The sequence below is a fragment of the Enterococcus devriesei genome (assembly GCF_001885905.1).
GTDB classification, from domain to species: Bacteria; Bacillota; Bacilli; order Lactobacillales; family Enterococcaceae; genus Enterococcus_A; species Enterococcus_A devriesei.
The window spans coordinates 34,317-60,252 of record NZ_JXKM01000011.1; the positions used below are offsets into that span (position 1 = coordinate 34,317).

The following is a 25,936-nucleotide window of genomic DNA, read 5'->3' on the forward strand; positions in this document are numbered from 1 at the left end:
GTGACTAAATGACAGTTATTTTAGCCTCACAATCCCCAAGAAGACAAGAATTGCTGCGTTGGTTGATCCCAGACTTTGAGATTCAACCAGCCGATATTGATGAAGACGTAAAGGAACAATACACACCAAAGGAATATGTCATGGAAATGGCGCGTCAAAAAGCGGCGGTGGTAGCTGAAGAGCATCCCGAAGCACTTGTCATCGCTAGTGATACCGCGGTCGTTCTAGGAGAAAAAATTCTCGTCAAACCGAAGAGTCGTGAAGAAGCCTTTGAAATGTTATCAAGCATGAGTGGCGGCAGCCATTTGGTTTATACGGCAGTGGTGATCCGTCAAAAAAATAAAATCGAAGAACAGCTGACTTTTGCGAAAGTAACGTTTTATCCTTTAACTGAAGAAGAAATCAATCGCTATTTAGACAGCGATGATTATAAAGACAAAGCTGGCGCTTACGGTATCCAAAATGGGGCGGGGGTCTTCGTGGAAAAAATCGAAGGCGATTATTATAGTATCGTTGGTTTCCCTGTCGGTGCTGTGAATCAAATGTTGAAAAAATTTTAAGTTAGCGGCGCGTCCATTCAGTTGGCGCGCCTTTTTGAGCAAATTCTTCGTTTCCTTTTCTTAACCGGAGTATGCTTAGCCTGTTCCTAAAAAAATAAAGAAAGAGGGAGACACAATGGATCAAGACGCTTTAAAGAAAAAACTTTCGTCAATGGAATATGCGGTGACACAAGAGAACGCGACCGAGCGACCATTTTCTGGCAAGTATGATGATTTTTATCAAAAAGGGATCTACGTCGATGTCGTCAGTGGCGAACCCTTATTTTCTTCCAATGATAAATACGACGCTGGTTGCGGTTGGCCAGCTTTCAGCCGCCCCATCCAAAAACGTGGCGTCAAAGAAAAAGCCGATTTTTCACATGGGATGCATCGAGTGGAAATTCGCAGCAAAGAAGCCGATTCACATCTTGGTCATGTTTTTAATGACGGCCCCCAAGATCAAGGCGGCTTACGCTATTGCATCAACTCAGCGGCTTTACGCTTTGTGCCGTTTGATGAAATGGATGACGCCGGCTATGGTGAATATAAAGAAATCGTGAAGTAGATGCGCCGGCAACCCCGGCGTATTTTTTTTTTGCCAGTTTTCCTTTGCGCTTTAGCGTAATTAGAAAAATGATCTACGTAGGAAATTAATTTGTTGGTATTTTTCAGAAAATGTATGAAAAATATGCAAAAATTGAGCGGAGGAAACATTTTTTTTCGCTATACTGGAAACATCATAGTTTTTTAGTTAGGGCGATCAAAATGAAAATGTTTAAGGAATTAAGTTTATTATTATTGTATTCAATTATTGGTGAAGGGTTGCGAATGTTTTTGCATTTGCCTGTGCCGGGAAGTATCATTGGGATTTTGCTCTTATTTATTTCTTTCCAAACCAAGCTGTTAAAAACATCGGCGATTGAAGATACCGCGAACTTTTTGTTGAATCATTTGACGATTTTATTTGTACCTGCAGGAGTCGGCTTGATGCAGTATTACGGTGCGATCAAATATATTTGGCCGATTTTATTGGGAGCGGTAGTGCTTTGTTCGCTAGTTTCCTTAGTCGCTGTCGGCAAGACCGCCGAATTTGTCGAAAAAATTACGTTGAAGAGTCAGGAAGAAAAGGCTCGTTTAGTTGAAAAAGTTGAGAAGATTCGAGGTGAAGTCGATGATTTCAGCGCTGGCGAATAACCCGCTGTTTGGCTTGGCTTTGACGTTGTTGATTTATACGGCTATGGACAAGCTATTGAAAAAAGTTCATATTCCCTTTATCAATCCCTTGATCGCAAGTGTCATTCTTATCATTGTTTTATTGAAACTCAGCGGAATCAGCTACAAAGCTTATAATATGGGCGGTAATTTATTTACCATGATGATCACACCGGCAACGGTGGCCTTAGCTTTGCCGTTGTATCAAAATTTTGACAAGCTCAAGCGCTATTTTTTACCGGTAATTTTAGGGACCTTGGTGGGGGTAGTCTTTAATTGTTTGATCAGTGTGTTGATCGGTCGACTATTTTCTCTTAATCAGGGCATCGTCGTTTCGCTATTGCCAAAGTCGGTAACGACCGCCATCTCAGTGGATCTTTCCAGTCAAATGGGGGGGATCTCGCCAGTGACCTTAGCGATCGTTGTTTCCACCGGAATTTTTGGCGCTTTAGTTGGAACCAAGATTTTTAAATTATTTAAGATCGAAAGCCCCGTGGCGCAAGGAATTGCTTTAGGCAGTACCTCCCATGCTATCGGAACGGGCCGTGCTATCGAGATCGGTGAGCTTGAAGGAATTCTCGCGGGCCTATGTATCTGTGTAAATGGTCTGGTGACTGTTGCCTTGTTGCCGCTGCTCTTTCGATTGTTCGAAGGTCTTTAGTAACGACTCCTTGACTCTTTTTGCTAAAATAAAGAGTGAAGGAGTTTTTTTATGCACATTAGAGCCGTGGAAATTCAAAGTTATGATAAAAATATTTATTACAGTCTTTGTCTATTAGAATTGATGGCTGATGGCAAGGCATATAAGCAAACAGATTTAGCCGATTTGTTAGCCGTTGATGTCCGTAGTGTCCAACGGTTATTTGAAGAACTGAGTAAAAGCTACAATCGTTTTACCGAGACGAAATTGCCTTTGTTTAAAAAAATTGGACCTCGTTATCAGTTGATGATTGTGGATCAAGCTCTAGAACAGGAGCAGTTTGCGATTGATTTGATTCGTCGCTCACTGGCTTTTCGTTTGCTGGAATTAGTCATCGCCGGGCAAGGGAAAACGGTGAAAGACCTCAGTAAAAAATTGTATCGAAGCGAGTCCACGATCCGCCGAAAACTAAAAGAATTGGCAGAAAAACTTGAACCGCTGCAGCTGGCCGTTGAACGAGGACGCGTCGTCTTTAAGGCGCCAGAATCGGTCGTGCGGATGTATCTATCGGTTTATTATTGGCGCTTGTTCCGCGGGAAAATCTGGCCCTTTGCACCTTTACACTATCAGATGATCCAAAAAATCAGCCGCGGGATTCAAGACTTTTTTCAAGTAGCGTTGAATCCACTTAAAGCACAGCGCTTAGAATATTTAATTGGCGCGCATTTATTACGAGAGGCGCAACATTATGCGGTAGAAGATCCGCTGGCTAGTCAAGCAGTCTTAGCAGCTGATCCCTTATTCAAAGAGTTTCATACTCAGCTGCGACCAGTAATGCCCGCATATTTTCAGACACTTGGTGCAATGGGAAATCTTTTTTTAAATCTTTTGACGCGGGAGGAATATTATCATGTCCCCGCCATCACGAATAAAATTCATCAGCTATTAGCACAGGAGCCCTTTTTAGTGATGCAAGAGGTTGAGACCATCAATCAAAGATTGAAAAAGAAAATCGCCGATCCCACCGTTTGGAAAAAATTTATCGACTTGCAGGCGGAGGATTATTTGATCAGTGGGCATTTGTATCACCGTTTATTTCCCATGATCCATTTTAATATTAATGGGAAAGCTTTCTGGACCAATATTACTCAACAACAGCCGCAACTAGTTACGTTTGTTTCGGAAGTGCTGGCGGAGCACGGTAGCGAATCGATCTTGTTTGGCCGTTATCTATCAGTGCTACGTCGGCTAACCGAGTTGATTAAGCGTCCTACGCTGCGGATTTTTTTGCAAACCGATTTGCCGGAGTTTGAAGAAACAATCTTGAAAGAGGATCTGCGTCGTTTTTTAGCTAATGAGTATCAAGTCTTATTTGTTGAGGGAAAAAGCGAAGGAGATTTGTGTTTAACGACAAGTATTTTATCGGAAGTAGCCCAAGACTTGCCTACGTTGTTGATTACGCAAGAGCTGCGGATGTCTGATTATTTGGCACTGCTTCAGTTATTACAAGGTTTCGGCGGTAAGAGTTTTTAACCGCCGTTTTTTATGCTAGAATAATGAGAACGTATGTGCAGAAATGCTTCTTTTTATTTTTCTTTCAAGTTGTTTGAAGCGGAGCTATTTGCAGATTTTAATGAAACGATAACTACAGAATAGTTTTCAATCCAGAAAGGATTTATTATGTACGAATATATTACAGGTCGGTTGACCTTTATCAGCCCTAGTTATGTAGTGCTGGATGTAAATGGTATTGGCTACCAGATCGCGTTAGGCAATCCTTATCGTTATAGCAGCAAAATGGAGCAATCAATCACGATTTATGTGCAGCAGATCATTCGTGAGGATGCCCATTTATTGTATGGCTTCGAGACGTTGGCTGAGAAAGAATTATTTTTACGTCTGCTTTCCGTATCGGGCATTGGACCAAAGAGCGGACTTGCAATCATGGCCAATGACGATCACCAAGGCTTGATCCAAGCGATCGAAGCCGGGGATGTGACTTATTTGACGAAGTTTCCAGGCGTAGGGAAGAAGACCGCCCAGCAAATGGTTTTAGATTTGAAGGGCAAGCTGACTGAATTAGTGGATGACCCAATGTCGCTATTTTATGAAGGTGGCAATGATTCAAGCACGGCCTTGGCTGAAGCGATGGAAGCATTGCAGGCTTTAGGCTACAGTCCAAAGGAAATCAAGAAGGTCGAAAAGGCGTTGGAAAAAGAAACATTACAGAACACCGACGATTATTTACGAGCGGCTTTGAAATTAATGATGAAGAAATAGGAGGACGAGATAAATGGATGAAGAGCGTTTACTTTCACCTGACGCGGATGAAAATGATAAAAGTTTAGAAAAATCACTGCGTCCTCGTTACCTTGCACAATACATCGGGCAAGATAAGGTCAAACAGGAGCTGTCGATTTATATCGAAGCGGCGAAAAATCGACAGGAAGCATTGGATCATGTCTTGCTTTATGGACCACCCGGCTTAGGGAAAACCACGATGGCGATGGTGATCGCTAATGAAATGGATGTACAGATTCGTTCTACCAGTGGGCCCGCGATCGAACGGCCGGGGGATCTGGTCGCGATTTTAAATGAGTTGGAACCGGGGGATGTCTTATTTATTGATGAGATTCATCGCTTGCCACGGGTAGCGGAGGAAACTTTGTATTCTGCCATGGAAGATTATTATGTCGATATCATGGTGGGCCAAGGGCCAACCGCTCATCCGGTGCATTTTCCATTACCGCCTTTTACTTTGGTAGGAGCAACGACGCGAGCTGGGATGCTCTCAGCACCGCTACGGGATCGTTTCGGGATCATTTCTCACATGGAGTATTATGAGGAAGAAGATTTGCGGGAGATCGTTTTGCGTTCGGCGGATATTTTTGAAACGGAGATCGTGGAAACAGGTGCAGTTGAGATTGCGCGCCGTTCACGAGGGACCCCCCGGATCGCCAATCGTTTGTTGAAACGAATCCGTGATTTCGCGCAAGTCCAATCGGATGGGGTGATCAATCAGCAGATCGCAGACCAAGCGTTGCGGTTACTGCAAGTAGATGAAGCGGGACTGGACTATATCGATCAGAAATTATTAAAAACTATGATCGAGTTGTATCATGGTGGACCAATCGGTTTAAGCACCTTAGCCGTCAACATCGGTGAGGAGCGCGAGACAGTGGAGGATATGTACGAGCCTTATTTGATTCAAAAAGGCTTCATTAAACGGACGCCTCGCGGTCGGATGGCGACCCCTTTAGCATATGAACATTTTAATTATCCTTATCAAGCATAGAAGGTGAATCGATGGCGGAAGGAAAAGCTACCAAAGAAATTTTGGTCAAGGCGCTAGTTGCTTTGTGCCAAACAAAAAATTATGACAAGATCACTGTTCAGGACATCAGTCAGTCGGCCGGCTTGAACCGCCAAACGTTTTACTATCATTTTAAAGATAAGAATGATTTATTGCGTTACGCCTATTATCAGCGGGGCATGCAATACCTGATATCCAGTGAGCTGTCACTGGAAAATTGGGAAGAAGCGGTCTTGAAGATGCTGAAGCAAATGCAGGAGTGTCATCAATTTTATTTGAATACAGTCACGGCTGAGTCAGAGGTTTTGACGAAAGATTTTACTGATCTAGCCAAAAGCTTATTTGTACGTTTGTTTGATGATGTCGATCAAGAAGGCGAGCTGTCTTTGACCGATAAAGAATTTTATGCCCGCTTTTTGGCGTATGGCTGCGGCGGAATTTTAACGGATTGGTTATTAGCCGGAGCCGAGCAGCCGCCAATCACGATCGCAGCGCAGTTGTTTCGTTTTGCGAAAGACATTGAATTTTTTGCGTATCGTTTATACGAAAAAGACTGGCATGAGAGCTAAGCTCATGTCAGTCCATTTACGATGTATTTGATTGGCTGTTGGTTTAATAAGGCAATCGCGTTTTTCGCGACGATCTCGGCCATTTGATCACGGGCTTCTACGCTAGCATTACCGATGTGAGGCGTCAGAATGACGTTGTCGAAGTCTTTCAAGGCTTCGGTGACTTTTGGTTCGAATTCATAAACGTCTAAAGCAGCACCGGCAAGCTGATGATTCTTCAAGGCTTCAACAAGTGCGACTTCGTCAATCAAAGGTCCACGAGCGGCGTTGATTAAAAAGGCGCTGTCTTTCATTTGGGAAAAACTCTCGCTGCTTAACAGGTGGTGAGTAGCTTCCGTTAAGGGTGCATGTAAGCTTAGAACATCGGCCTGCTGAATGACCTCAGCTTGTGACAGATAGGTTGCCTGTAAACTTTCTTCTACTTCAGAAGCTAGTGGGTGGCGTTGATTGTAAATAAGCTTCATTCCAAAGGCCTGCATCATTTTTCCTAAGGCTTGCCCAATTTGGCCCATGCCGATGATCCCTAAGGTTTTGTCTTTTAATTCGTGTCCTAAGAAAAATAGTGGTGCCCAGCCCTCAAAGCCTTCATGATGCATCAAGCGATCACCTTCAACGATCCGGCGAGATAATGCGATGATTAAGCCAGCGGTCAATTCAGCCGTAGCGTTTGTTGAAACCACGGGTGTGTTGGTTACATAGATTTTTTGCTCTTTTGCATAAGCGGCATCAATATTATTAAAGCCTGCACCGAAGTTAGCAATCAGCTTCAAATTTGGCGCTGCGTCAATCACTTCGCGATCCACTTGGGTTGATAGCGGACAAATCAATACTTCGCAATCCGCAACATTTTTCAGCAATTCTTTTTTTGAGATTAAACCAGTGCCTTCAAACACCTTGTATTCAAGCGCGGCTTCTTTTAATAGCTGTGTTCCAAGCTCAGGAAGTTTGGCGGAAAGATAAATTTTACTCATTTACGATCCCTCATTTCATTTGATAAATTGACTATAGCACAGGAGGAATAACATGAAAAAGATTCTATTCGTTTGTATGGGAAATATTTGCCGTTCGCCGATGGCAGAAGCGATATTTCGTGATGCTTTTGAACAGCAGAAAGAAGAAAATTTTCAAGTCGACTCGGCTGCCACCAGTCAATGGGAGATTGGCAATCCGCCGCATCGTGGCACGGAAAAAATCTTGGCCACACATCATATCTCGACGAAAGGGATGCGGGCTCGGCAAGTAAGTACGACTGATTTTTATGAAGCGGATTATATTATCGGCATGGATCAGGAAAACGTTCGTGACCTAAAAGCAATCGCACCGGCGGAAACGAAAGAGAAGATTTATTTATATTTGGATCGCGTCCCCGGACATGCGGGAGAAAGTATTCCTGATCCCTGGTACACGGGTGATTTTGAGGAAACTTATGAATTGATTCAAAAAGGATTAAATGATTGGTTAACTTTTTTTGAAAAAGGCTAGTTTCCTTGTTTTTTCCAAAAAATTTAAGTAAAATCATACTACATAAACATGCTCTTGGTAGGAGGAAGCCGAATGACTAAAAGCGAGAAGCCTAAAAAGAATTTAATTAAGCTGTTTTCGAATTCATCATATCGTTTCATCTCGGATTTTTTGAATGATTCTGCTGAAAAACGTGCGCAAGAGCAAGCTAATGAGAATATTTTTCTCAAGTTGAAGATGGCTTCTTTGCAAAATAGTTTAGTCGTCCTTCAAGTTCAAGATGAAAAAGATGAAGAAAAATTTGAAACGATCTCAGGTTGGCTGCCGAAAGTAGTCACCAATGATTCCATTGTGATTCGTACACAAGAAAATCAACTAGTGATGCTGACGATCGATCGGATCAAAAAAGTCACGACCTTGTCGCCTAGCGGTGATCAAGAAAGTATTTCACGATAAAAGTATTTTATACATTTACGACTAGGCAGATATCTGCTATACTCTCAATGTAATTAAAAATAGAATAGTACTTTCACAAAGGGGAGCCTTCGGGCTGAGATTGAGATTACTCTAAACCCTAGTACCTGTTTCGGTCATTCGAGCGTAGGAATTGTGATGAAGTAATGATATTACTTCTCCTTTGTGGACTGTATGTTCAAAAGGAGGAGTTTTTTTATGAGTAAGACAAGAATTATGATTGAAGGAACGATCGTAGCGGCATTGGCTTTTATGCTGTCGCTGATTCCAACAACGATCGGCAGCAGCTTCACGATTTCATTAGGAATGATTCCTATGACGTTGTTCGCTTTGCGCCGTGGGGTGAAACCGGCGCTATTATCGGCCTTTATTTGGGGGATTTTACATTTTCCGGCGGGGGATGTTTATTTTCTTAGCGTCGTTCAAGTATTGATTGAATACCCGATTGCCTTTACATTCGCCGGTTTCGCAGGACTCTATGCGAAAAAAGTTCAACAAGCATTAATGGACCAAGATTTGAGGTCCGCTCGCAAAAATATCGTTTATGGCGCGCTGGTGGGAACGGGAGCAAGATTTTTCTGGCACTTTGTTGCCGGTGTCGTTTTCTGGGGCAGCTATGCCTTGTGGGGAATGAATCCGTGGATCTTTTCCTTTGTCATGAATGGCGCCAGCGGATTGGCGACAGCGATCATCACGGCAATTGTGGCCGTTCTAATCTTAGAAAAAGTACCCCAGCTGTATTTGCCTAAAGATGGCAACTTGATTGAAAAGCACAGCCATTAATCGAGGTTTTGACAGAGCAATCCCCGTCATACAAAAAAAGCATTGGCTTTTGGAAATCTTTTCCAGAGGCGAATGCTTTTTTAACGGAATGAGAAGACAGGATCATCGTTTTCGATGTTCAACTGCCAAGTTTGTTTGGCGCTGTCATAAGAAAGTTCAGCGACGTGCTGTTCCTTTTTATAACTCTTGGAGCTACGGCGCCAGCCTTTTTCGTCAGATAAATAAATCGGGATATGGTAGATTTTATTGATTAATTCGGAATGCCCAAAACAAAAAATTGCGCCTTCTTGCAAAATCGGATACAATTCTTTCAATGTTTCACCGTCTAAATGAGCGACGGAGGAACCTTTGCGGAAAAAGGAACGACGATCGTTAACTTTTTCTAAAACGATCCGAGTCAATTTGCTGGCTAAGATCCGATAAAATTCATCGAGATAGCGATAATAGACGCGCATTGTTCCATTCCCTAGATTAAAATAAACAAAGTTGTTTTGTAGTTTGTAAAAGAAAGGTGAATGCAGGTGTGTCCGCATATGACCAAAATAAAGCAATTCAGAAATTTCTAATGGTGTTAACTCCTTCAACATCGTCAGATCATTAAAATCGATCCACTTGCTTTCTTTCGAGTTGTTAAAGGTTTTGTTGCTAAAGAAATTTTGAATTTGATCTGGTGTATTAAGAATTTTCAAGCCGGTATGATTTTCGTACTCACCGATCTCGGATGCGGGATCTAGTAATAACAAATGCTTCGGCTGATGGACGATTCCGTCAACAAAATCGTTGGGTGAAAGGCCTTTTGAGAGCACGGCATTACTTGTTGAATCAATATAAGTAAATAATGTTTCTGGCACAGATTTTCACCCTTTCTAATAGTTGTCACAATCATTTTAACGCAATAATAAAAAAAAAGCTCGTATCTTTTATTTTAAAATTAGATTACAAAGGCCTTAAAAACTGCAATGTTAAAGCACTTTTTTAACAATTAAAAACACTTTAATAAATAACGAATGGATAATCTGTTTATTTCTTTTTTTAATTTTTTTTCTATTAAGTGAAAGTAGTATCATGTGAAGGAACAGAGTATGATACTATTAGATGGAAACTCAGGAGGCTTGTGATGAAGAAAAAAAGGAATTGGTTCATTAATATTTTTCTTTTCTTATTGCTGCTCGTAGGATTAGCGTTGATTTTCAACAATCAAATCAAATATTTTTTGATGCAGTATAACGGTGAGCGTTATACCGTGGCGAAGGTAGATAAAAGCGAAATCGATAAAAATATGCGCAAAGAGGCTTCTTTTGATTTTGATGCGGTGGAGCCCGCTAGTACAGAAGCCGTGCTGCAAGCACAATTAAGCAACAAGCGATTGCCGGTTATCGGCGGCATCGCGATCCCTTCGGTAGAAATCAATTTGCCGATATTCAAGGGGTTATCCAATGAAGTACTTTTGTATGGCGCTGGGACCTTGTCCCCTGATCAAAAAATGGGTGAAGGAAATTACGCCTTAGCGAGCCATCGGGCGGATCGACCGGGTCTTTTATTTACACCCCTTGAAGGGATCAGAGAGAATGATCTAATTTATTTAACCGATCTGCAAAATGTTTATACTTACAAAACGACTTTAAAAGTGCGTGTCCAGCCGACGGAAGTAAAATATCTAGACGTCCAGCCAGGGAAACAACAGCTTACTTTAATTACCTGCGGCGAGATCGAAGGGATCACCCGGATCATCGTCCAAGGGGAGCTAGTTGGTGTTACTCCGGTGAAAAATGCGACGGACACGATGTTGAAAGCTTTTGAGATGGAACAGAGAACCTATTAAAATCAAAAAAACTTCGAGGCTAGCCTTGAAGTTTTTTGTTTTATAAGAATTGACCCTTTTGGCTAAGGGAACCGCTTGGATTTCTGCTATACTTGAAACAAGTATGACGAATTACCTCAATCAAAAATTTGAAGGAGACGATGATGGAGCTTAAAAGAATTTACGCCTCTGAGCTATTAGCGGATTGGACAATTTTTCAGCAGACGCATTTGCTTTTTCCCTTCTATTCTTCCCATCGTCAAGCACGAACGGAATATTTTTCAGCGGTAAAAAAAGGCCATGGTTTTTTGTTGCGTTACAAAGCAGATTGCTTGTTTGTTGATAAAGTCGTGGAAAAAAAAGCGTGGGTGATCAATAACTTGCTGATTACAGCAGAGCTGAACTGGAAGACCGCTTTTTTGTTATTAGAAAATGCGGCCCGCCGTGAATTCAAGCACACGTTAAAATTAAAGCTGCAGGCCAATCTGATCATTCAACAATGGCTGATCAGCCAAGACTACCGCTTCGTCGGAGAGGTTTGGCAAAAACAGTTAGTTTATCAAACCGGCTTGGTTTTAGGCGGAGGTGGGGCTCGTGGCGCGTATCAAATCGGTGTTTGGAAAGCCTTGCTAGAAAAAAATATTTCTTTTGCTGTGATCAGCGGCACGTCGGTTGGTGGCTTGAATGGCGCCTTGATCGCTCAGGGAGAGTATGATCAGGCCGTTGCGCTGTGGGAAGAGATCGAAACGGATAAAGTGTTGGAGATCACCTTTAAGGAGGTCGAAGAATTGGATTTTTCGGCTCAGGTGGATCAGCTGCGAACCTTTATTAAAACATCTTTGCGACAACGAGGCCTTTCTTCGGCCCCTTTGAGACGCTTGTTAGAGGAGCGACTTGACCCGCAAAAAATTCAACAGGCTTGTCCACTGTCTGTTGTAACAACGAAGGTACCGGCTTTTCAAGAAATCATTGTTTCACTTAATCAATGTCCTAAAGGGGAGATTATTGATTGGCTGTTGGCATCGTCGGCGTTTTTCCCGATGATGGCAATGGCGAAGATCGGGAATGATTTTTATGTTGACGGCGGCTATCGGAATAATTTGCCAGTGGACGTCGCTTTGCAGCAAGGGGTCACGGAAGTCATCGTAGTGGATGTTCACGGACCGGGCCTTGATAAAAAATATCGTCTGCCGGCGGAGGTTGCGGAGCTTTCTCTAGCCAGCCCCTGGAGTCTAGGGGATTTATTACTGTTTCACAGTGATCGCGCGTCAGTCAATATTGATTTAGGCTATTTGGAAACGAAGCGAGCATTTGGTGAGTTGCAAGGGGAACGCTATTTTTTTAGTTGTCAGTCTGATTTTCAACGGTTGACGAAGGATTTTTTACAAAAAGTCAAAAAACAGGTGCCACTTGAGCTGGATCAGCTTTATCCCGAATTGAAAAAATTTTTCCGGCGCAGTGTGCCGGTGGAATTACTGAGTCTGGCTTGTTTAGAATTTTTTGCTTATTGGCTGAAGATTTCGCCGGTCCAAGTATTTACACCGTCAGAATTGATCGTCGTATTGCGACGTCAAATCGAGGCGCCAAGTAAATTCGGTCCGGGAATTTCGGTACAGGAACAGATCGAGGATTTTATCAATCATCACAATCTTTTTTCTGATTATCATCAAGTCTTACAAATTTATCAGCAAACCGGCTCGTGGGAACAGTGGTATCGCCGCTGGCCGATCCAGACCTTGCTGGCACTTTTTTTTAGTTATTTACAGGAGGAATTATAATGGCAGAATTTAATTATGAAATCGTCGAAGAAATCGCTGTGCTATCGGAGAATCCGAAGGGCTGGCGCAAGGAATTGAATCTGGTGAGCTGGAATGAACGGCCACCTAAGTTTGATCTAAGAGACTGGGCCCCTGACCATGAAAAAATGGGCAAAGGCGTAACCTTAAGCAATGAAGAATTTGCGGTGTTAAAAGAAACGTTAAGTAAGATGTAGTCCATTATTTTTCGAAAGAGGGGAACAACGGCAATGAAAAGTATGACTGGTTATGGGCAAGCAGCGCGCACCAATGACAATTATGAATTGAACATTGAATTAAAAAGTGTCAACAATCGTTTTTTAGATCTACAGATTCGCATGCCTAAGGAATTAAACCCTTATGAGGCATTGATCCGCCAAATCGCGAAAGAAAAGATCCAACGAGGTCGCGTCGATGTGTTTATCAATCTGACACCGTTGAAAAGTGGCAATAAACAAGTAGTCGTTCATTGGGAATTGCTGAACCAATTGGTCCAAGAATTACAACGCGGCGGCAAAGAACATTTTGGTGTGGTGGATCTACCGGTGGAACAAGTCTTAGTGAAAGCGATGGAACAGGATGATTATGTCACGATCGTTGATCAACAGACGGCAGATGACTCGTTAGAAGGATTAGTGGGAGAAGTTGCGGCAGCTGCCTTTACCCAGCTGGCGACCAGTCGTGAAAAAGAAGGTGCTGGTATCCAAAAGGTATTGGCGGAATATAGTGAGAAGGTCCAACAGTTGACGGGGGAATTGGCAAGTTTTGTGACTGAGTATGAAGCGGATTATCAGCAACGGTACCAAGCGAAGCTGGAAGAGTATCTAGGTAGTACTGTCGATCACGACCGTTTACTGACAGAGCTGGCGATTTTATTAGAGCGGGGCGATATCCATGAAGAGTTGGATCGCTTAGGGATTCATTTAGAAAAAATGAGTGGCTTGCTGCAGACGACAGATCCAGTCGGCCGTGAATTGGATTTCTTGTTGCAGGAAATGAATCGTGAGGTCAATACCATCGGCTCAAAATCCAGCCCGATCCAAATCAAAGACATCGTTGTTCAGTTAAAAACGATCCTAGAAAAAATTCGCGAACAGATTCAAAACGTCGAGTAGTTCATGTGTTTTATAAGAATTAAGGAGGAGCTTTGCGCTGCCCCTTGAAATATTCAAAAAAAAAGTGCACAATAGGCGTTAGCTGAAAAAGACGATGAAAGGGCGTTAGTATGTCTGAACGAGGACTGTTGATTGTATTGTCGGGACCTTCCGGCGTTGGCAAAGGCACCGTTAGAAAAGCCATTTTTGAACGAGACGATAATGAATTCCAATATTCTGTCTCAATGACCACCCGACCAAAACGAGAAGGTGAAGTCGAAGGCGTTGATTATTATTTCCGAACGAAAGAAGAGTTCGAGGCGATGATCGAAGCCGGCGAAATGCTGGAATATGCAGAATATGTGGGGAATTATTACGGCACGCCGTTGACCTATGTAAATAAAACGCTAGATGAAGGCAAAGATGTCTTTTTAGAGATCGAAGTCCAAGGGGCGCAGCAAGTAAAAGATAAAGTTCCCGACGGCGTGTTTATTTTTCTGACACCACCGGATTTAACGGAACTAAAAGCTCGAATCGTTGGCCGCGGCACTGATAGTGCAGAAGTGATCGATGAGCGGATGCGCGTTGCCCGTCAAGAAATCGAAATGATGGCTCTTTATGATTATGCAGTTGTGAACGATCAAGTGTTAAAAGCGGTTGATCGGATTAAAGATATAATTGTTAGCGAGCATTACCGAGTTGACCGAGTGATTGGTAAATATATAAAAATGTTAAAGGAGATCTAAGCTTATGATGTTAAAACCTTCGATTGATACGTTGTTAGACCATGTGAATTCAAAATATTCGTTGGTTATTTTAGCCAGCAAACGTGCCCACGAATTAGATGCAGGAGCACAACCTACACTGGATTCATTTGAATCCGTGAAAAGTGTGGGACAGGCATTAGAAGAAATCGATGCCGGCGCGGTCATCAATGACCCACATCCAGAAATCAAACGGGAACGTTTGAAGATGGAAGAAGAAGAACGCCATCTTCAACGTGAACGCGATCAACGAGATCTAGAAGCACGTATCCGTAACGACCAAAACTAAGCGCTGAATTTTTTCACGCAAATGTAAATGGGATTGTACCAAGTACTTTTGGCGCAATCCCTTCTTTTTTGTTACGAAGTACATAGAGCATTTCTTAATTTAGACCAACCGCGTCGAAATTTAGTACAATAATAAAGAATGGAGGCGGAAGAAATGAAATTAGCACAAGTGATCGTGGATGTTCCTGCGATGCAGACGGATCAACCCTTCAGTTACTTGATCCCGCCTCAATTAGCAGTAGAAGTCGGCATGCGAGTGGAAGTTGGTTTTGGGCCACGCCATGTGCAAGGTTTTGTGATTGGTTTCGAGACTGCACCAGAACCGTTGCCGGATAATTTGAAACCACTTATTCGCGTGTTAGACTTAGCGCCAGTTTTGAATCAGGAATTATTAGCCTTGGCAGATTATATGAAAGCCACGACCTTCGCCTTTAAAGTAACTTGTCTGCAGACGATGCTGCCTAGTGTTATGAAAGCCAATTATCAAAAGAGCTTTTATTTGCTGAAAGAAGTCGACACTGTTCAAGCGAACTATTTTGCGGGTGGTTCTTCGCTTGACTGGGAGGATGCTGAAGCGCAAGGCTGGTTGAAAGAATTGGCGGCTTTGCGGGAGCAAGGCATCGTCGAGTTACGTTACGAAGTCCATACGAAAAACAAAGTCAAGACCGAGCGTTACATCAAGCGAACTTTTTCTCCAGCTAAATTAGCAGAGCTGAAAGCCGGACTGCGGAAAAATTCCTACAAACAGGAACAGTTATTGGATTATTTAGCAGCTCTTGCGGAAGAGAAACTGGTTGCGGTGAAAGAAATGAAGGCGGAGGACTTTTCTTTAGCTAATTTGAACCAAGCCGAAGCAAAAGGCTGGCTGACCTTTGTCGCAGTGGAAAAATACCGTGATCCCTATGCGGAGCGTGAGATCCAACAAACCGCGGCTTTAGAGTTAAATCCAGAACAGCAGGCAGCTTATGAAGCGATTAGCCAAAAAAATATTGCTGGCGAGCATCAAGTTTTCTTACTGGAAGGCGTGACGGGCAGTGGCAAAACGGAAGTCTATTTGCAAGTGATCCAAGACGTCTTAGCCAAAGGTCAAACGGCCATGATGTTAGTACCAGAGATTTCCTTGACACCGCAAATGGCGATCCGCTTTAAAGCACGCTTTGGCAGTGAAGTTGCTGTTTTACATAGCGGATTGTCTCAAGGTGAAAAATACGATGAATGGCGAAAATTGGAGCGTGGCGAAGCCCACGTAGTTGTTGGTGCTCGTTCAGCGATCTTCGCGCCCTTAGAAAATCTTGGTGTTATCATCATTGATGAAGAACATGAGACGAGCTATAAACAAGAAGAGTCGCCTCGCTATCATGCACGAGATTTAGCAATCTGGCGAGGGAAATACCATCATTGTCCAGTTGTTTTAGGCAGTGCTACGCCTTCATTAGAATCCCGCGCCCGCGGACAAAAAGGTGTCTATCAATTATTGCATTTAACAGAGCGAGCGAACAGTCAGGCGAAACTGCCCACCGTCGAGATCGTTGATATGCGAGAAGAAATGCAGCGTCGCTTGAATTCTTCCTTCTCTGAAAGCTTGGAAGAAAAATTGCGGAATCGTTTGGCTAAAGGGGAGCAAAGTGTGCTGTTGTTGAATCGTCGTGGTTATTCTTCCTTTGTCATGTGTCGGGATTGCGGCTTTGTCTTACCTTGTCCCAACTGTGATATTTCTTTGACGCTGCATATGGATACGAAAACGATGCGCTGCCATTATTGCGGTCATGAAGAGGGGATTCCGCATCGTTGTCCAAACTGCGGCAAGGATAAGATCCGCTACTTCGGGACAGGAACGGAAAAGGTCCAAGAAGAATTGGAACAATTGATTCCCGAAGCCCGAGTGTTACGAATGGATGTTGATACGACTCGCCGTAAAGGTGCTCATGAAAAAATCTTAACGGCTTTTGGTGAAAAAGAAGCAGATATTTTATTAGGAACACAAATGATCGCCAAGGGCTTAGACTTTCCAAACGTGACCTTAGTAGGTGTTTTGAATGCCGATACGGCGTTGAATCTGCCAGACTTTCGTTCTAGCGAGCGGACCTTCCAGTTATTGACTCAGGTCAGCGGTCGGGCGGGTCGCGGAGAAAAGGCAGGGGAAGTCGTTATCCAGACCTTTAATCCAGAACATTACACGATCAAGCTAGCTCAGCATCATGATTACGAAAATTTTTATCATCAGGAGATGCGGATTCGTCATCAAACCGATTATCCGCCGTATTATTACACGGTGAAAGTCACGGTCTCTCATCAAGAGGAAATGAAAGCGGCACAAAAAGCCTTCCAATTAGCGGAGCAGCTGCGGCAGCAATTAAGTCCTCAAAGCATTTTGTTAGGGCCGACACCGGGGGCAATCTTACGAATCAAAAATCGTTATTACTATCAGCTGATTATTAAATATAAACACGAGCCGAACTTACAAGGAACGTTAGAAGAAATTTTACAAGTGAGCCAAAAAGATCAACGTCAAGGGCTATTGATTGCCATTGATAATGAACCAATGTATTTTATTTAAATCATTCAAACAGTAAAAGAGATGGGAGCGAGGATATGCGTTATCCAATTATTATTCATCCTGACAAGCGGTTGCTGCAAAAGGCAGAGCCAATCGAATATATTTCCGACGAGATTGTTACCTTGCTAGATGATATGTATGAGACGATGGTGGCTCATGATGGAATCGGGCTGGCTGCGCCGCAAATCGGTAAAAATTTGCGGATTGCCGTGATTGAAGTGGAAGAAGGCGACCGTTTTGATCTGATTAATCCTGAGATCATCGAGGGTAAAGGAACCGATATTGATGTGGAAGGCTGTCTGTCGATCCCTGAAACTTTTGGGACGGTGGAGCGTTACGATGAAGTGACGGTACGTTATTACGATCGTGATGGGGCTGAGATGGAAGTCACCGCCTATGGCTATTTGGCTCGAGCCTTTCAACACGAGATCGATCACTTAGACGGCAAGTTGTTCATCGATCAAATGATCGAGCAGATTGCCCCAGAAGATTTAGAACGTTATATGGAGGAACATATCGATGACTAAAATTGTATTTATGGGAACACCGGCCTTTTCGGTGCCGATTCTAGAAAGTTTGATTGCGGCGGGCTACGAGATCGCCGCGGTCGTAACGCAACCAGACCGCCCGGTGGGACGTAAAAAAATCATTACCCCAACACCAGTAAAAGAAGCAGCCTTGAAGCATGAGCTGTTAGTCTTGCAGCCGGAAAAAATCAGTGGCTCACCAGAAATGGAAACCATTAAAGAGCTAGCGCCGGATTTATTAGTGACGGCGGCATTCGGCCAATTTTTGCCGGAAAAATTATTACAGGTTCCTAAATTAGGTGCCATCAATGTCCATGCTTCATTATTACCAAAATATCGCGGCGGTGCGCCGGTTCATTACGCGATCATGGAAGGCGAAGCCGAAACGGGCGTCACGATTATGGAAATGATCAAGAAGATGGATGCGGGCGGTATCTTCAGCCAGCAAAAAATTGCCATCACGAAGCAAGATGATGTAGGCACGATGTTTGAAAAATTAAGTCAAGTAGGTAAAGAACTATTGTTAGCGACCTTACCCAAAATTATTTCCGGAGAATTAAAACCCACGCCGCAAAATGAAGCGGAAGCGACTTTTTCACCGAATATCAGTCGAGAGCAAGAAGCGATCGATTGGCAAAAAACAGCGGAAGAGGTTGATAACCAAGTACGGGGAATGCACCCGTGGCCCGTGGCTTTTACGACCTATGAAGGTGCACGTTGGAAGATTTTCCACACGACCCCACTAGTAGAAACGACGACGGCGGCCCCAGGGACGATCGTTTCGCGGACTAAAAAAGCCTTACACATTGCGTGCGGCGGCGGCACAGTCTTGGCAATTGATGAATTGCAGCCGGCGGGTAAAGCCAAGCAAGCGGTCCAAGCCTTTTTAAACGGCAGCGGTCAAGCCGTGACAGAAGGACAGCAGGTGGGCTAGATGGCAAAAATTCCTAAAAAATTACTACACTCAGTGCGTTTTACGGCTTTAGAAGCTATCGAACGGATCAATCGCGGCGGTGCGTATTCAAATTTATTACTAAATGAACTGATTCAAAAAAATAAAGTTGATGGCAAAGATACTGCGTTGTTAACAGAACTAGTTTATGGCACGATCAGTCGACAATTATTATTGGCATATGAGGTCGAACCCTTCATCAAAAAAGCCAAAAAAGTGGATCCGTGGGTCAGAAGCTTATTGCAATTATCCCTTTATCAAATGCTTTATTTAGATCGGGTGCCGGATCATGCGATTATTAATGAAGCGGTAGAGATCGCCAAAGCCAAAGGCAATCCGGGAACAGGGAAATTTGTCAACGGTGTCTTGCGTTCAATCCAACGGGCAGGTGTTCCGTCATTAGATTTAATTGAAGACCCAATCGAACGCTTAGCGACCGAGATCAGTATGCCAAAATTTTTAACCGAAAAATTTGTAGCTGAGATTGGCGAGGAAGAAACGCGTAAGCTGGGCTTGTCTTTATTAGAGCCTAGCCGAGTCAGCGCTCGGGTAGACTTGCGCTATTTGAGCCGTGAAGAAGCCATTGAAGCGTTGGCTGAAGATGGGATCGAGGCTCGCGTCAGTGAGCTGTCTCCTTATGGAATCGTTGCTGACCGCGGCTTCTTAGCCGGCAGTGAATTATTTCAAAATGGCTGGCTGACGATCCAAGATGAAAGCTCGATGCTAGTGGCGCAAGCGATGCAAATCGCTCCAGGCCAAAAAGTGTTGGATGCATGTGCGGCACCTGGTGGAAAAACGACTCACATCGCTGCCTTATTAGAAGACGAGGGCTCCGTTACCGCACTAGATATCCATGAACACAAATTAAAATTAGTTCAGGAAAATGCGGAACGTTTGCGCGTGACTGATCGAATCGTCACGAAAAAAATGGACGCACGGGAAGCCGCGCAACATTTTGAAGCGGAAAGCTTTGATCGGATTTTAGTTGACGCCCCTTGTTCTGGCCTAGGCTTGATGCGGCGTAAACCAGACATCAAATATCAAAAGCAGCCACAGGATTTTGTTCAGCTGCCAAAAATCCAATTAGAAATTTTAAAAAATTGCGCTCCCACATTGAAATCGCGTGGGATTATGGTATACAGTACATGTACAATCACATCAGCAGAAAATCAAGCGGTGGTCGAAGCCTTTTTAGCAGAGCAGCCTGATTTTGAAAAAATCGATCTGACGCTAGACATAAAATTACAGTCGGCGATCCAGGATCAAATGCTGATTTTATATCCTGAAATGTTTATGACAGATGGATTCTTTATTTGTGCAATGCGAAAAAAATAGATAAATGAGGTGGACAAAAGATGGAGATCCAATTTCAATCAGACATCGGCAGACGTCGTCATACGAACCAAGATTACGCAAATGTTTTTACGAATCAAGCAGACATGTATTTAGCTATACTAGCAGATGGTATGGGCGGTCATTTGGCTGGCGATGTGGCTAGTAAGATGGCGGTTGACGGCTTAGGCGCTGCTTGGTCGACCTCAACTATTTCACAACCAGAGGAAGCCAGCCAATGGTTTTTGCAAGAAATCCAAAAAGTCAACGAAGCAATCTATCAAGAAGGAATTACGCATCCAGAAATGCAAGGAATGGGAACAACGATCGTCAGTGCAGCTTTACTGAATGAAACATTTGTTTTAGCTCACGTTGGAGATAGCCGAGCATACTTGATTCAAAACGATCAGTTGAAGCAATTGACGGATGATCATTCTTTGGTAAATGAATTGCTGAAGTCAGGCGAGATCACCGCAGAGATGGCCGCTACCCATCCGCAAAAAAACATTTTGACTCGTTCTGTGGGTGTCTCTGGACAGGTGAAAATAGATGTTTCACATCATCATTGCCAAGCGAATGATTACTTACTGTTGTGTTCAGATGGCTTGACCAATATGGTGAGTGAAGCGGATATTTTGTCAGTCGTGACTAGTGACCAAACATTAGAAAGCAAAACCAAACAGTTGATTTCCGCAGCCAATGAAGCTGGTGGTGCGGATAATATCACTGTTTTATTGATTCACTTTGAGGGGGCTGCGTGTCCATGATCGAAATAGGCAAATTGGTCAATGGACGTTATAAAGTTATCGCCAGTATCGGCAGTGGCGGGATGGCAAACGTCTTTTTGGCCCACGATTTGATTTTGGATCGTGATGTTGCCATCAAAATATTACGCTTTGACTTTCAAAATGATCAAACGGCAATTCGCCGCTTCCAGCGAGAAGCGCTGGCAGCGACAGAATTGGTGCATCCGAATATCGTCGGCGTTTATGATGTCGATGAAGAAAGCGGCATGCAGTATTTGGTCATGGAATATGTCAAAGGGATGGATCTAAAACGTTTTATTCAAACGAAACATCCTATTTCTTACAGTAAGATCGTTGATATCATGCAACAAGTTTTATCTGCTGTTAGTTTGGCTCACGCTCATGGGATTATTCACCGTGATTTGAAGCCGCAAAATATTTTGATGGACCAAGAAGACGTGGTTAAGATCGCTGACTTTGGAATCGCAATCGCCTTATCCGAGACATCTTTGACCCAAACCAATTCAATGCTAGGCTCTGTCCACTACTTATCGCCGGAACAGGCGCGAGGCGGAATGGCCACAAAGCAATCAGATATTTATGCATTAGGGATTATCTTGTATGAAATGTTAACGGGCAATGTGCCCTTTGATGGGGAATCAGCCGTAACGATCGCCTTGAAGCATTTCCAAGACAAGATGCCTTCCGTAAAAAGTTTTGATCCGGAAGTTCCTCAAGCTTTAGAAAATATTGTGATGCACGCGACTGCAAAGGAGCCAGCTGATCGCTATAAAACTGCGGAGGAAATGGCTGCAGATCTCTCTACGGCCCTTTCGCCAAGCAGAGTAGATGAGCTACCTTGGCAGCCAACAGTGATGCTGGACGAGACAAAGGCATTGACGCCGATCCAGCCGGAGAATCTGCAAGAAGAAACAAAAGAAGAGCCGATGCTAGAAGAAAAGCCGAAAAAGAAAAAACGCAAACGCCGTTTTATTTTTCTATTTATTTTACTTTTAGGGATTATCGGCGGGGCTGCCGCGTATCTGTTGACTAGTTCGGCGGAAGTCTCGATCCCGCAAGTGGAGGATATGACTGAAGCCGCAGCTCGAAGCGCGTTAAAAGACGCGGGCTTATCCGTTGAGAGTAAAGCAGATGAGGTTCCTAGCGATACGATCAAAAAAGGTCGCGTCGTTCGAACCAATCCTGCGGCTGGCAATATGATTAAAAAAAGCCAGCAGGTTCGGCTGTATGTCAGTTCTGGTACACAAAAGGTCGCTATCAAAGATTATAAAGGTGAAAAAATCCGCGACGCGCAAGATGATTTGCAAGACATCGGATTTTTATCGAAGAATATTCGGATTGAGCTAGTGAATAGCGATACGATCCCTGAAGATCAAATTATTAGTCAAGAACCGAAAGCCGGTACAAAAGTTGATCCGAAAAATGATGAAGTGGTTTTCCAAGTTTCAGATGGACCAAAAACCATCAAGATCGGGAATTATACTGGCTGGGAATATCAGAACGCACGAGAGGAACTCTTGGAGTTAGGTATTACAGACAGTCAGATTAATCAAACTCCGGCGAGTGACGAAGTGGTTCCGGCAGGAGAAGTTATCAGTCAAAATCCAGTCGGCGGAACAGAGCTGACGGCTAAAGATACCATTACTTTGAAAGTAAGTACTGGTTCAGATAATGTCCAACTGGACGATCAAACCGGAAAAGACAAAGCCGATGCGGAAGCGACGATTACTAATTTAGGACTGAAGTATCTCGAAACACAAGAATTTTCCAGCGAAGTTGCTGCTGGAAAAGTCATCTCAACGAATCCAAGTGCGGGTTCCGTAAAAAAAGGTTCCACAGTTACCATTATCGTTTCAAAAGGTCCAGAAGAAACGCAAGAGTCAGAAGAGCCCACCACAAAAACCTTTGATGTCACGATCGCAGCAAGCTTTACCGGCTCAGGCGATCAGAAAGATACGATGACGGTTTTAGTGACAGATGCAAAAAATAAAACGGCCACGCAAAAATTAGATTTCACAGTAGATAAAAATACCCAATCCGCCGAAAGAACCGTGTCGGTTACAACGGAGGGGGATCAGCCAGCCACCATTGAAGTTCAACGCAATGGCAACTCAGTTATTACTAAGAGTGACGTATCGGGAGCTGAAACGATCACTGTTCCGTAAGAAAACCTTTCCTGATTTTGGATCAGGAAAGGTTTTTTAGGTCATTTGTACTGAAACGAAAAATGAAGTATGCTACAATGAGACAAACGGATAAGCTGTAAGGAGTTACAAGCTTTGGAAGAAAAGGAGATGAGACGAATCGAAGGACAGATTCGTAAAGCTTTAAGTGGTTTTTATTATGTTGCTAGTGAGGGGAAAATTCATCAAACACGGGCACGAGGAAATTTTCGTAAAAAGAAATTGACGCCCTTAGTGGGGGACGAAGTAGTATTTAGCAGTGAAGAAAATAGTGAAGGCTATATTTTGGAGCTGTTGCCCCGTAAAAATGAACTGGTTCGTCCGCCGGTAGCCAATGTCGATCAAGGCGTGATTGTCACTAGTTTGGTGGAACCCAATTTTTCCTATAATTTATTGGATCGTTTTTTAGTCACCCTTGAAAATAATGAAATCCATCCGGTTATTTATTTGTCGAAGACCGATATTGTTTCTGATTCGACGATGGTGGAAAAAATTCGATCGGTTTATGAGCCTTTAGGTTATCCAGTGATAGACGGCGAGCAGGACAAGAAAAAACTAACCGATTTATTTGCCCATCAATTAACGGTTTTCATGGGACAATCAGGGGCGGGCAAATCTACTTTGTTGAATGATGTTTCGCCGGAATTGAATTTAGCGACTGGTGAAATTTCTGACGCTTTAGGTCGGGGACGTCATACGACGCGCCATGTGGAATTACTAGATTTGTTTGACGGTCTGGTAGCAGATACGCCAGGCTTCAGTTCAATCGAGTTTTTAGAGCTGACTGTCGAAGAATTACCAAAAGAATTTCCTGAATTTCGGGTCGCCGCATCTAAGTGTCGCTTCCGGGAATGTCGCCATGTTAAAGAACCTGGTTGCGAAGTAAAACGTCAGGTTGAAGCTGGTGAAATCGCTCAGAGCCGCTACGACAATTATTTGCAATTTTTACAAGAAATCGAAAAACGCCGTCCAATCTATAAAAAAAAATAAAATATTCTACAAAATGAAAAAGGATGGCAGTCGGACTTTTCGCAGTTTACAAGGTTTGAAAACAGAAAAAAAGTCCAATCGAGAACAAAAAGAAAGCCCCAGAAGGATGCTATACGGCTTGAAGATCGGACTTATTTTTCTGAAAGAAAAATAAATACATTAAAATGAAAAAGGATGGCAGTCGGACTTTTCGCAGTTTACAAGGTTTAAAAACAGAAAAAAGTCCAATCGAGAATAAAAAGAAAGCTCTAGAAGGATGCTATACGGCTTGAAGATTGAACTTATTTTTCTGAAAGAAAAATAAATACATTAAAATGAAAAAGGATGGCAGTCCGACTTTTCGCAGTTTACAAGGTTTAAAAACAGAAAAAAAAGTCCAATCGAGAATAAAAAGAAAGCCCTAGAAGGATGCTATACGGCTTGAAGATCGGACTTATTTTTCTGAAAGAAAAATAAATACATTAAAATGAAAAAGGAGTAAGGACTATGAAAATTGCCCCATCGATTTTAAGTGCGGATTTTGCACGACTAGGTGAAGAGGTCAAAATGGTAGAGGATGCAGGTGTGGATTATATTCACATCGACGTGATGGATGGAAATTTTGTGCCGAATATTTCCTTTGGTCAAGTCGTTGTCAAAGCATTACGTCCTGTAACGAAGCTGCCGTTGGACGTTCATTTGATGATCGCCAATCCTGAAAATTATATCAGCGATTTTGCCAAGGCTGGTGCGGATATTATCATGGCACATGTGGAGGCAACTCCTCATATTCATCGAGTAGTTCAAATGATTAAAGCAGCAGGCGTGAAACCAGGTGTTGTCCTGAATCCTGGTACTCCAGTTGAAGCCGTTAAATGTGTCTTAGGGGACGTGGATCAAGTCTTAGTGATGACTGTTAATCCCGGATTTGGGGGACAAAGCTTCATCGAAAGTACGGTTGAAAAAATCGCTGAGTTGGATCGTTTAAGAAAAGAACAAGGCTATCATTATGAAATCGAAGTTGACGGTGGCATTCAGCCTAAAACGGCTAAAAAATGTGCTCAAGCTGGTGCGGATGTTTTTGTCGCGGGTTCATATATTTATGACGCAGAAAATCCGCAAGAAAAAATCAATGCTTTGCGGGCGGCTTTAGATTAATGCAAGTCTTACTTGTAGCAGGCGGTGATCCAAATCACTGGCCTGCTTTTTCAACTAAGTTTGAAAAAATCATCGGGATTGATCGCGGCAATCTGTTTCTTTTGCGTCGAGGGATCGTGCCAGATCTAGCCATTGGTGATTTTGATTCGTTGAATGAAAAAGAAAAAGAAGAGGTCTTCGGTCAGGTTGGAGAAGTGTTGACAGCTCCGGCGGAAAAGGATGATACAGATACCCAACTGGCTTTAGTGAAGGCCTTTGAGCGATTTCCTCAAGCGGAAGTGACACTGATTGGAGCGACTGGTGGGCGTTTGGATCATTTACTGGCGAATTTATGGCTGGGATTGGAACCACGCTTTCAACCGTTTCTTTCGCAGATTACGATTAGCGATCGAGGGAATACGATTAAGTATTTGGCTCCCGGTTCATATAGACTTGAACAAGAAGTGGAGATGAAATACGTTGCCTTCTGCTGCTTGACATCAGTAAAAGAGCTTTCACTAACAAATTTTAAATATGAGTTGAAGAAAACGGATTTTCCACAGCCCACTAGCTTAGCCAGCAATGAGTTTTTAATTGGCCAGGCAGAGGTGAGTTTTTCCAAGGGAATGATCGCCGTCATTCAAAGTCGTGATGTCTAAAGAAGTAGGTCAAGGAGCTGGTTATTGCAGCAACGGTTGACCTGCTTCTTTTTCAGTTTTGAGAGATACTAAAATTCTTTAAAATCAACGGTTGGCGCTTTTTAATCCCCCCGTTTAGT

Annotated in this window: 28 protein-coding genes and 1 riboswitch; of the genes, 26 read left to right on the forward strand and 2 right to left on the reverse strand. The window is 43.2% G+C overall.

The features are described 5' to 3' along the window. Positions 1-8 precede the first annotated feature (8 nt). From RV00_RS12955 to RV00_RS12990, 8 genes are all read left to right on the forward strand, one after another. Positions 9-560, forward strand: coding sequence for a Maf family protein (locus tag RV00_RS12955; RefSeq protein ID WP_071862977.1), 552 nt, complete (start codon positions 9-11; stop codon positions 558-560). 115 nt (positions 561-675) lie between these two features. Beyond that, complete coding sequence (msrB, locus tag RV00_RS12960; protein ID WP_071862978.1) at positions 676-1,104, forward strand: peptide-methionine (R)-S-oxide reductase MsrB; 429 nt, start codon at positions 676-678, stop codon at positions 1,102-1,104. A gap of 200 nt (positions 1,105-1,304) precedes the next feature. Beyond that, a complete protein-coding gene (locus RV00_RS12965; protein WP_071862979.1) occupies positions 1,305-1,733 on the forward strand; it encodes a CidA/LrgA family protein in 429 nt (142 codons plus the stop codon). Beyond that, a complete protein-coding gene (locus RV00_RS12970; protein ID WP_376716832.1) occupies positions 1,714-2,412 on the forward strand; it encodes an LrgB family protein in 699 nt (232 codons plus the stop codon). Before RV00_RS12965 ends, RV00_RS12970 begins: the two co-directional genes overlap by 20 nt. 51 nt (positions 2,413-2,463) lie before the next feature. Continuing rightward, positions 2,464-3,924, forward strand: coding sequence for a helix-turn-helix domain-containing protein (locus RV00_RS12975; RefSeq protein WP_071862981.1), 1,461 nt, complete (start codon positions 2,464-2,466; stop codon positions 3,922-3,924). Positions 3,925-4,071: 147 nt separating this feature from the next. After that, positions 4,072-4,671, forward strand: a complete 600-nt coding sequence (gene ruvA, locus RV00_RS12980; protein ID WP_071862982.1) for a Holliday junction branch migration protein RuvA — start codon at positions 4,072-4,074, stop codon at positions 4,669-4,671. A 13-nt stretch (positions 4,672-4,684) separates the two neighbouring features. Next, positions 4,685-5,686 (forward strand): Holliday junction branch migration DNA helicase RuvB, encoded by a 1,002-nt coding sequence (gene ruvB / locus RV00_RS12985; protein ID WP_071862983.1) that lies wholly within the window; start codon positions 4,685-4,687, stop codon positions 5,684-5,686. A gap of 11 nt (positions 5,687-5,697) precedes the next feature. Further along, a complete protein-coding gene (locus tag RV00_RS12990) occupies positions 5,698-6,273 on the forward strand; it encodes a TetR/AcrR family transcriptional regulator C-terminal domain-containing protein (RefSeq protein ID WP_071862984.1) in 576 nt (191 codons plus the stop codon). A gap of 2 nt (positions 6,274-6,275) precedes the next feature. On the opposite strand, the gene RV00_RS12995 is transcribed toward RV00_RS12990, so the two are convergent. Beyond that, positions 6,276-7,244: a 2-hydroxyacid dehydrogenase family protein gene (locus RV00_RS12995; protein WP_071862985.1), complete on the reverse strand. Its 969-nt coding sequence runs from the start codon at positions 7,242-7,244 to the stop codon at positions 6,276-6,278. 52 nt (positions 7,245-7,296) lie between these two features. Between RV00_RS12995 and RV00_RS13000 the strand changes: the two genes are divergently transcribed. From RV00_RS13000 to thiT, 3 genes are all read left to right on the forward strand, one after another. After that, entirely contained in the window at positions 7,297-7,755 is a 459-nt protein-coding gene (locus RV00_RS13000) for a low molecular weight protein-tyrosine-phosphatase (RefSeq protein ID WP_071862986.1), read from the forward strand. Positions 7,756-7,827: 72 nt separating this feature from the next. Beyond that, positions 7,828-8,190 carry a hypothetical protein gene (locus tag RV00_RS13005; RefSeq protein ID WP_071862987.1) on the forward strand — a complete coding sequence of 121 codons (363 nt, stop codon included), beginning with the start codon at positions 7,828-7,830 and terminating at the stop codon, positions 8,188-8,190. A 69-nt stretch (positions 8,191-8,259) separates the two neighbouring features. After that, positions 8,260-8,358, forward strand: a riboswitch (TPP riboswitch). A gap of 48 nt (positions 8,359-8,406) precedes the next feature. Then, positions 8,407-8,991 (forward strand): energy-coupled thiamine transporter ThiT, encoded by a 585-nt coding sequence (gene thiT, locus RV00_RS13010; protein WP_071862988.1) that lies wholly within the window; start codon positions 8,407-8,409, stop codon positions 8,989-8,991. 80 nt (positions 8,992-9,071) lie between these two features. Here the strand turns inward: thiT and RV00_RS13015 are convergent, their stop codons facing one another. Further along, the gene (locus RV00_RS13015) at positions 9,072-9,842 is read right to left on the reverse strand and encodes a hypothetical protein (protein WP_071862989.1); all 771 of its coding nucleotides are present in this window, start codon (positions 9,840-9,842) and stop codon (positions 9,072-9,074) included. A gap of 266 nt (positions 9,843-10,108) precedes the next feature. Between RV00_RS13015 and RV00_RS13020 the strand changes: the two genes are divergently transcribed. The 15 genes from RV00_RS13020 (at position 10,109) to RV00_RS13090 (ending at position 25,817) form a co-directional block, all read left to right on the forward strand. Further along, complete coding sequence (locus tag RV00_RS13020; RefSeq protein ID WP_071862990.1) at positions 10,109-10,813, forward strand: class A sortase; 705 nt, start codon at positions 10,109-10,111, stop codon at positions 10,811-10,813. 143 nt (positions 10,814-10,956) lie between these two features. After that, a complete protein-coding gene (locus RV00_RS13025) occupies positions 10,957-12,570 on the forward strand; it encodes a patatin-like phospholipase family protein (RefSeq protein WP_071862991.1) in 1,614 nt (537 codons plus the stop codon). Further along, positions 12,570-12,785, forward strand: a complete 216-nt coding sequence (locus RV00_RS13030; protein ID WP_071862992.1) for a YdbC family protein — start codon at positions 12,570-12,572, stop codon at positions 12,783-12,785. The genes RV00_RS13025 and RV00_RS13030 overlap by 1 nt, the downstream gene beginning before the upstream one ends. Before the next feature lie 33 nt (positions 12,786-12,818). After that, complete coding sequence (locus tag RV00_RS13035) at positions 12,819-13,703, forward strand: YicC/YloC family endoribonuclease (protein ID WP_071862993.1); 885 nt, start codon at positions 12,819-12,821, stop codon at positions 13,701-13,703. Between the two features lie 110 nt (positions 13,704-13,813). Next, positions 13,814-14,428, forward strand: a complete 615-nt coding sequence (gmk, locus tag RV00_RS13040) for a guanylate kinase (RefSeq protein ID WP_071862994.1) — start codon at positions 13,814-13,816, stop codon at positions 14,426-14,428. Between the two features lie 4 nt (positions 14,429-14,432). After that, positions 14,433-14,735: a DNA-directed RNA polymerase subunit omega gene (gene rpoZ, locus RV00_RS13045; RefSeq protein WP_071862995.1), complete on the forward strand. Its 303-nt coding sequence runs from the start codon at positions 14,433-14,435 to the stop codon at positions 14,733-14,735. A gap of 153 nt (positions 14,736-14,888) precedes the next feature. Further along, positions 14,889-17,291, forward strand: a complete 2,403-nt coding sequence (gene priA / locus RV00_RS13050) for a primosomal protein N' (protein ID WP_071862996.1) — start codon at positions 14,889-14,891, stop codon at positions 17,289-17,291. Positions 17,292-17,326: 35 nt separating this feature from the next. Next, positions 17,327-17,818, forward strand: a complete 492-nt coding sequence (gene def, locus RV00_RS13055; protein ID WP_071862997.1) for a peptide deformylase — start codon at positions 17,327-17,329, stop codon at positions 17,816-17,818. Further along, a complete protein-coding gene (gene fmt / locus RV00_RS13060) occupies positions 17,811-18,752 on the forward strand; it encodes a methionyl-tRNA formyltransferase (protein ID WP_071862998.1) in 942 nt (313 codons plus the stop codon). Before def ends, fmt begins: the two co-directional genes overlap by 8 nt. Further along, positions 18,753-20,105, forward strand: a complete 1,353-nt coding sequence (gene rsmB, locus RV00_RS13065) for a 16S rRNA (cytosine(967)-C(5))-methyltransferase RsmB (RefSeq protein ID WP_071862999.1) — start codon at positions 18,753-18,755, stop codon at positions 20,103-20,105. A 20-nt stretch (positions 20,106-20,125) separates the two neighbouring features. Next, the gene (locus tag RV00_RS13070; protein WP_071863000.1) at positions 20,126-20,869 is read left to right on the forward strand and encodes a Stp1/IreP family PP2C-type Ser/Thr phosphatase; all 744 of its coding nucleotides are present in this window, start codon (positions 20,126-20,128) and stop codon (positions 20,867-20,869) included. Further along, a complete protein-coding gene (gene pknB, locus RV00_RS13075) occupies positions 20,866-23,034 on the forward strand; it encodes a Stk1 family PASTA domain-containing Ser/Thr kinase (RefSeq protein WP_071863001.1) in 2,169 nt (722 codons plus the stop codon). The genes RV00_RS13070 and pknB overlap by 4 nt, the downstream gene beginning before the upstream one ends. A gap of 129 nt (positions 23,035-23,163) precedes the next feature. After that, on the forward strand, positions 23,164-24,042 hold the full coding sequence (gene rsgA / locus RV00_RS13080; RefSeq protein WP_071863028.1) for a ribosome small subunit-dependent GTPase A: 879 nt from the start codon (positions 23,164-23,166) through the stop codon (positions 24,040-24,042). 486 nt (positions 24,043-24,528) lie between these two features. Then, the gene (gene rpe / locus RV00_RS13085) at positions 24,529-25,179 is read left to right on the forward strand and encodes a ribulose-phosphate 3-epimerase (protein ID WP_071863002.1); all 651 of its coding nucleotides are present in this window, start codon (positions 24,529-24,531) and stop codon (positions 25,177-25,179) included. Beyond that, positions 25,179-25,817 (forward strand): thiamine diphosphokinase, encoded by a 639-nt coding sequence (locus tag RV00_RS13090; RefSeq protein ID WP_071863003.1) that lies wholly within the window; start codon positions 25,179-25,181, stop codon positions 25,815-25,817. Before rpe ends, RV00_RS13090 begins: the two co-directional genes overlap by 1 nt. Positions 25,818-25,936 lie beyond the last annotated feature (119 nt).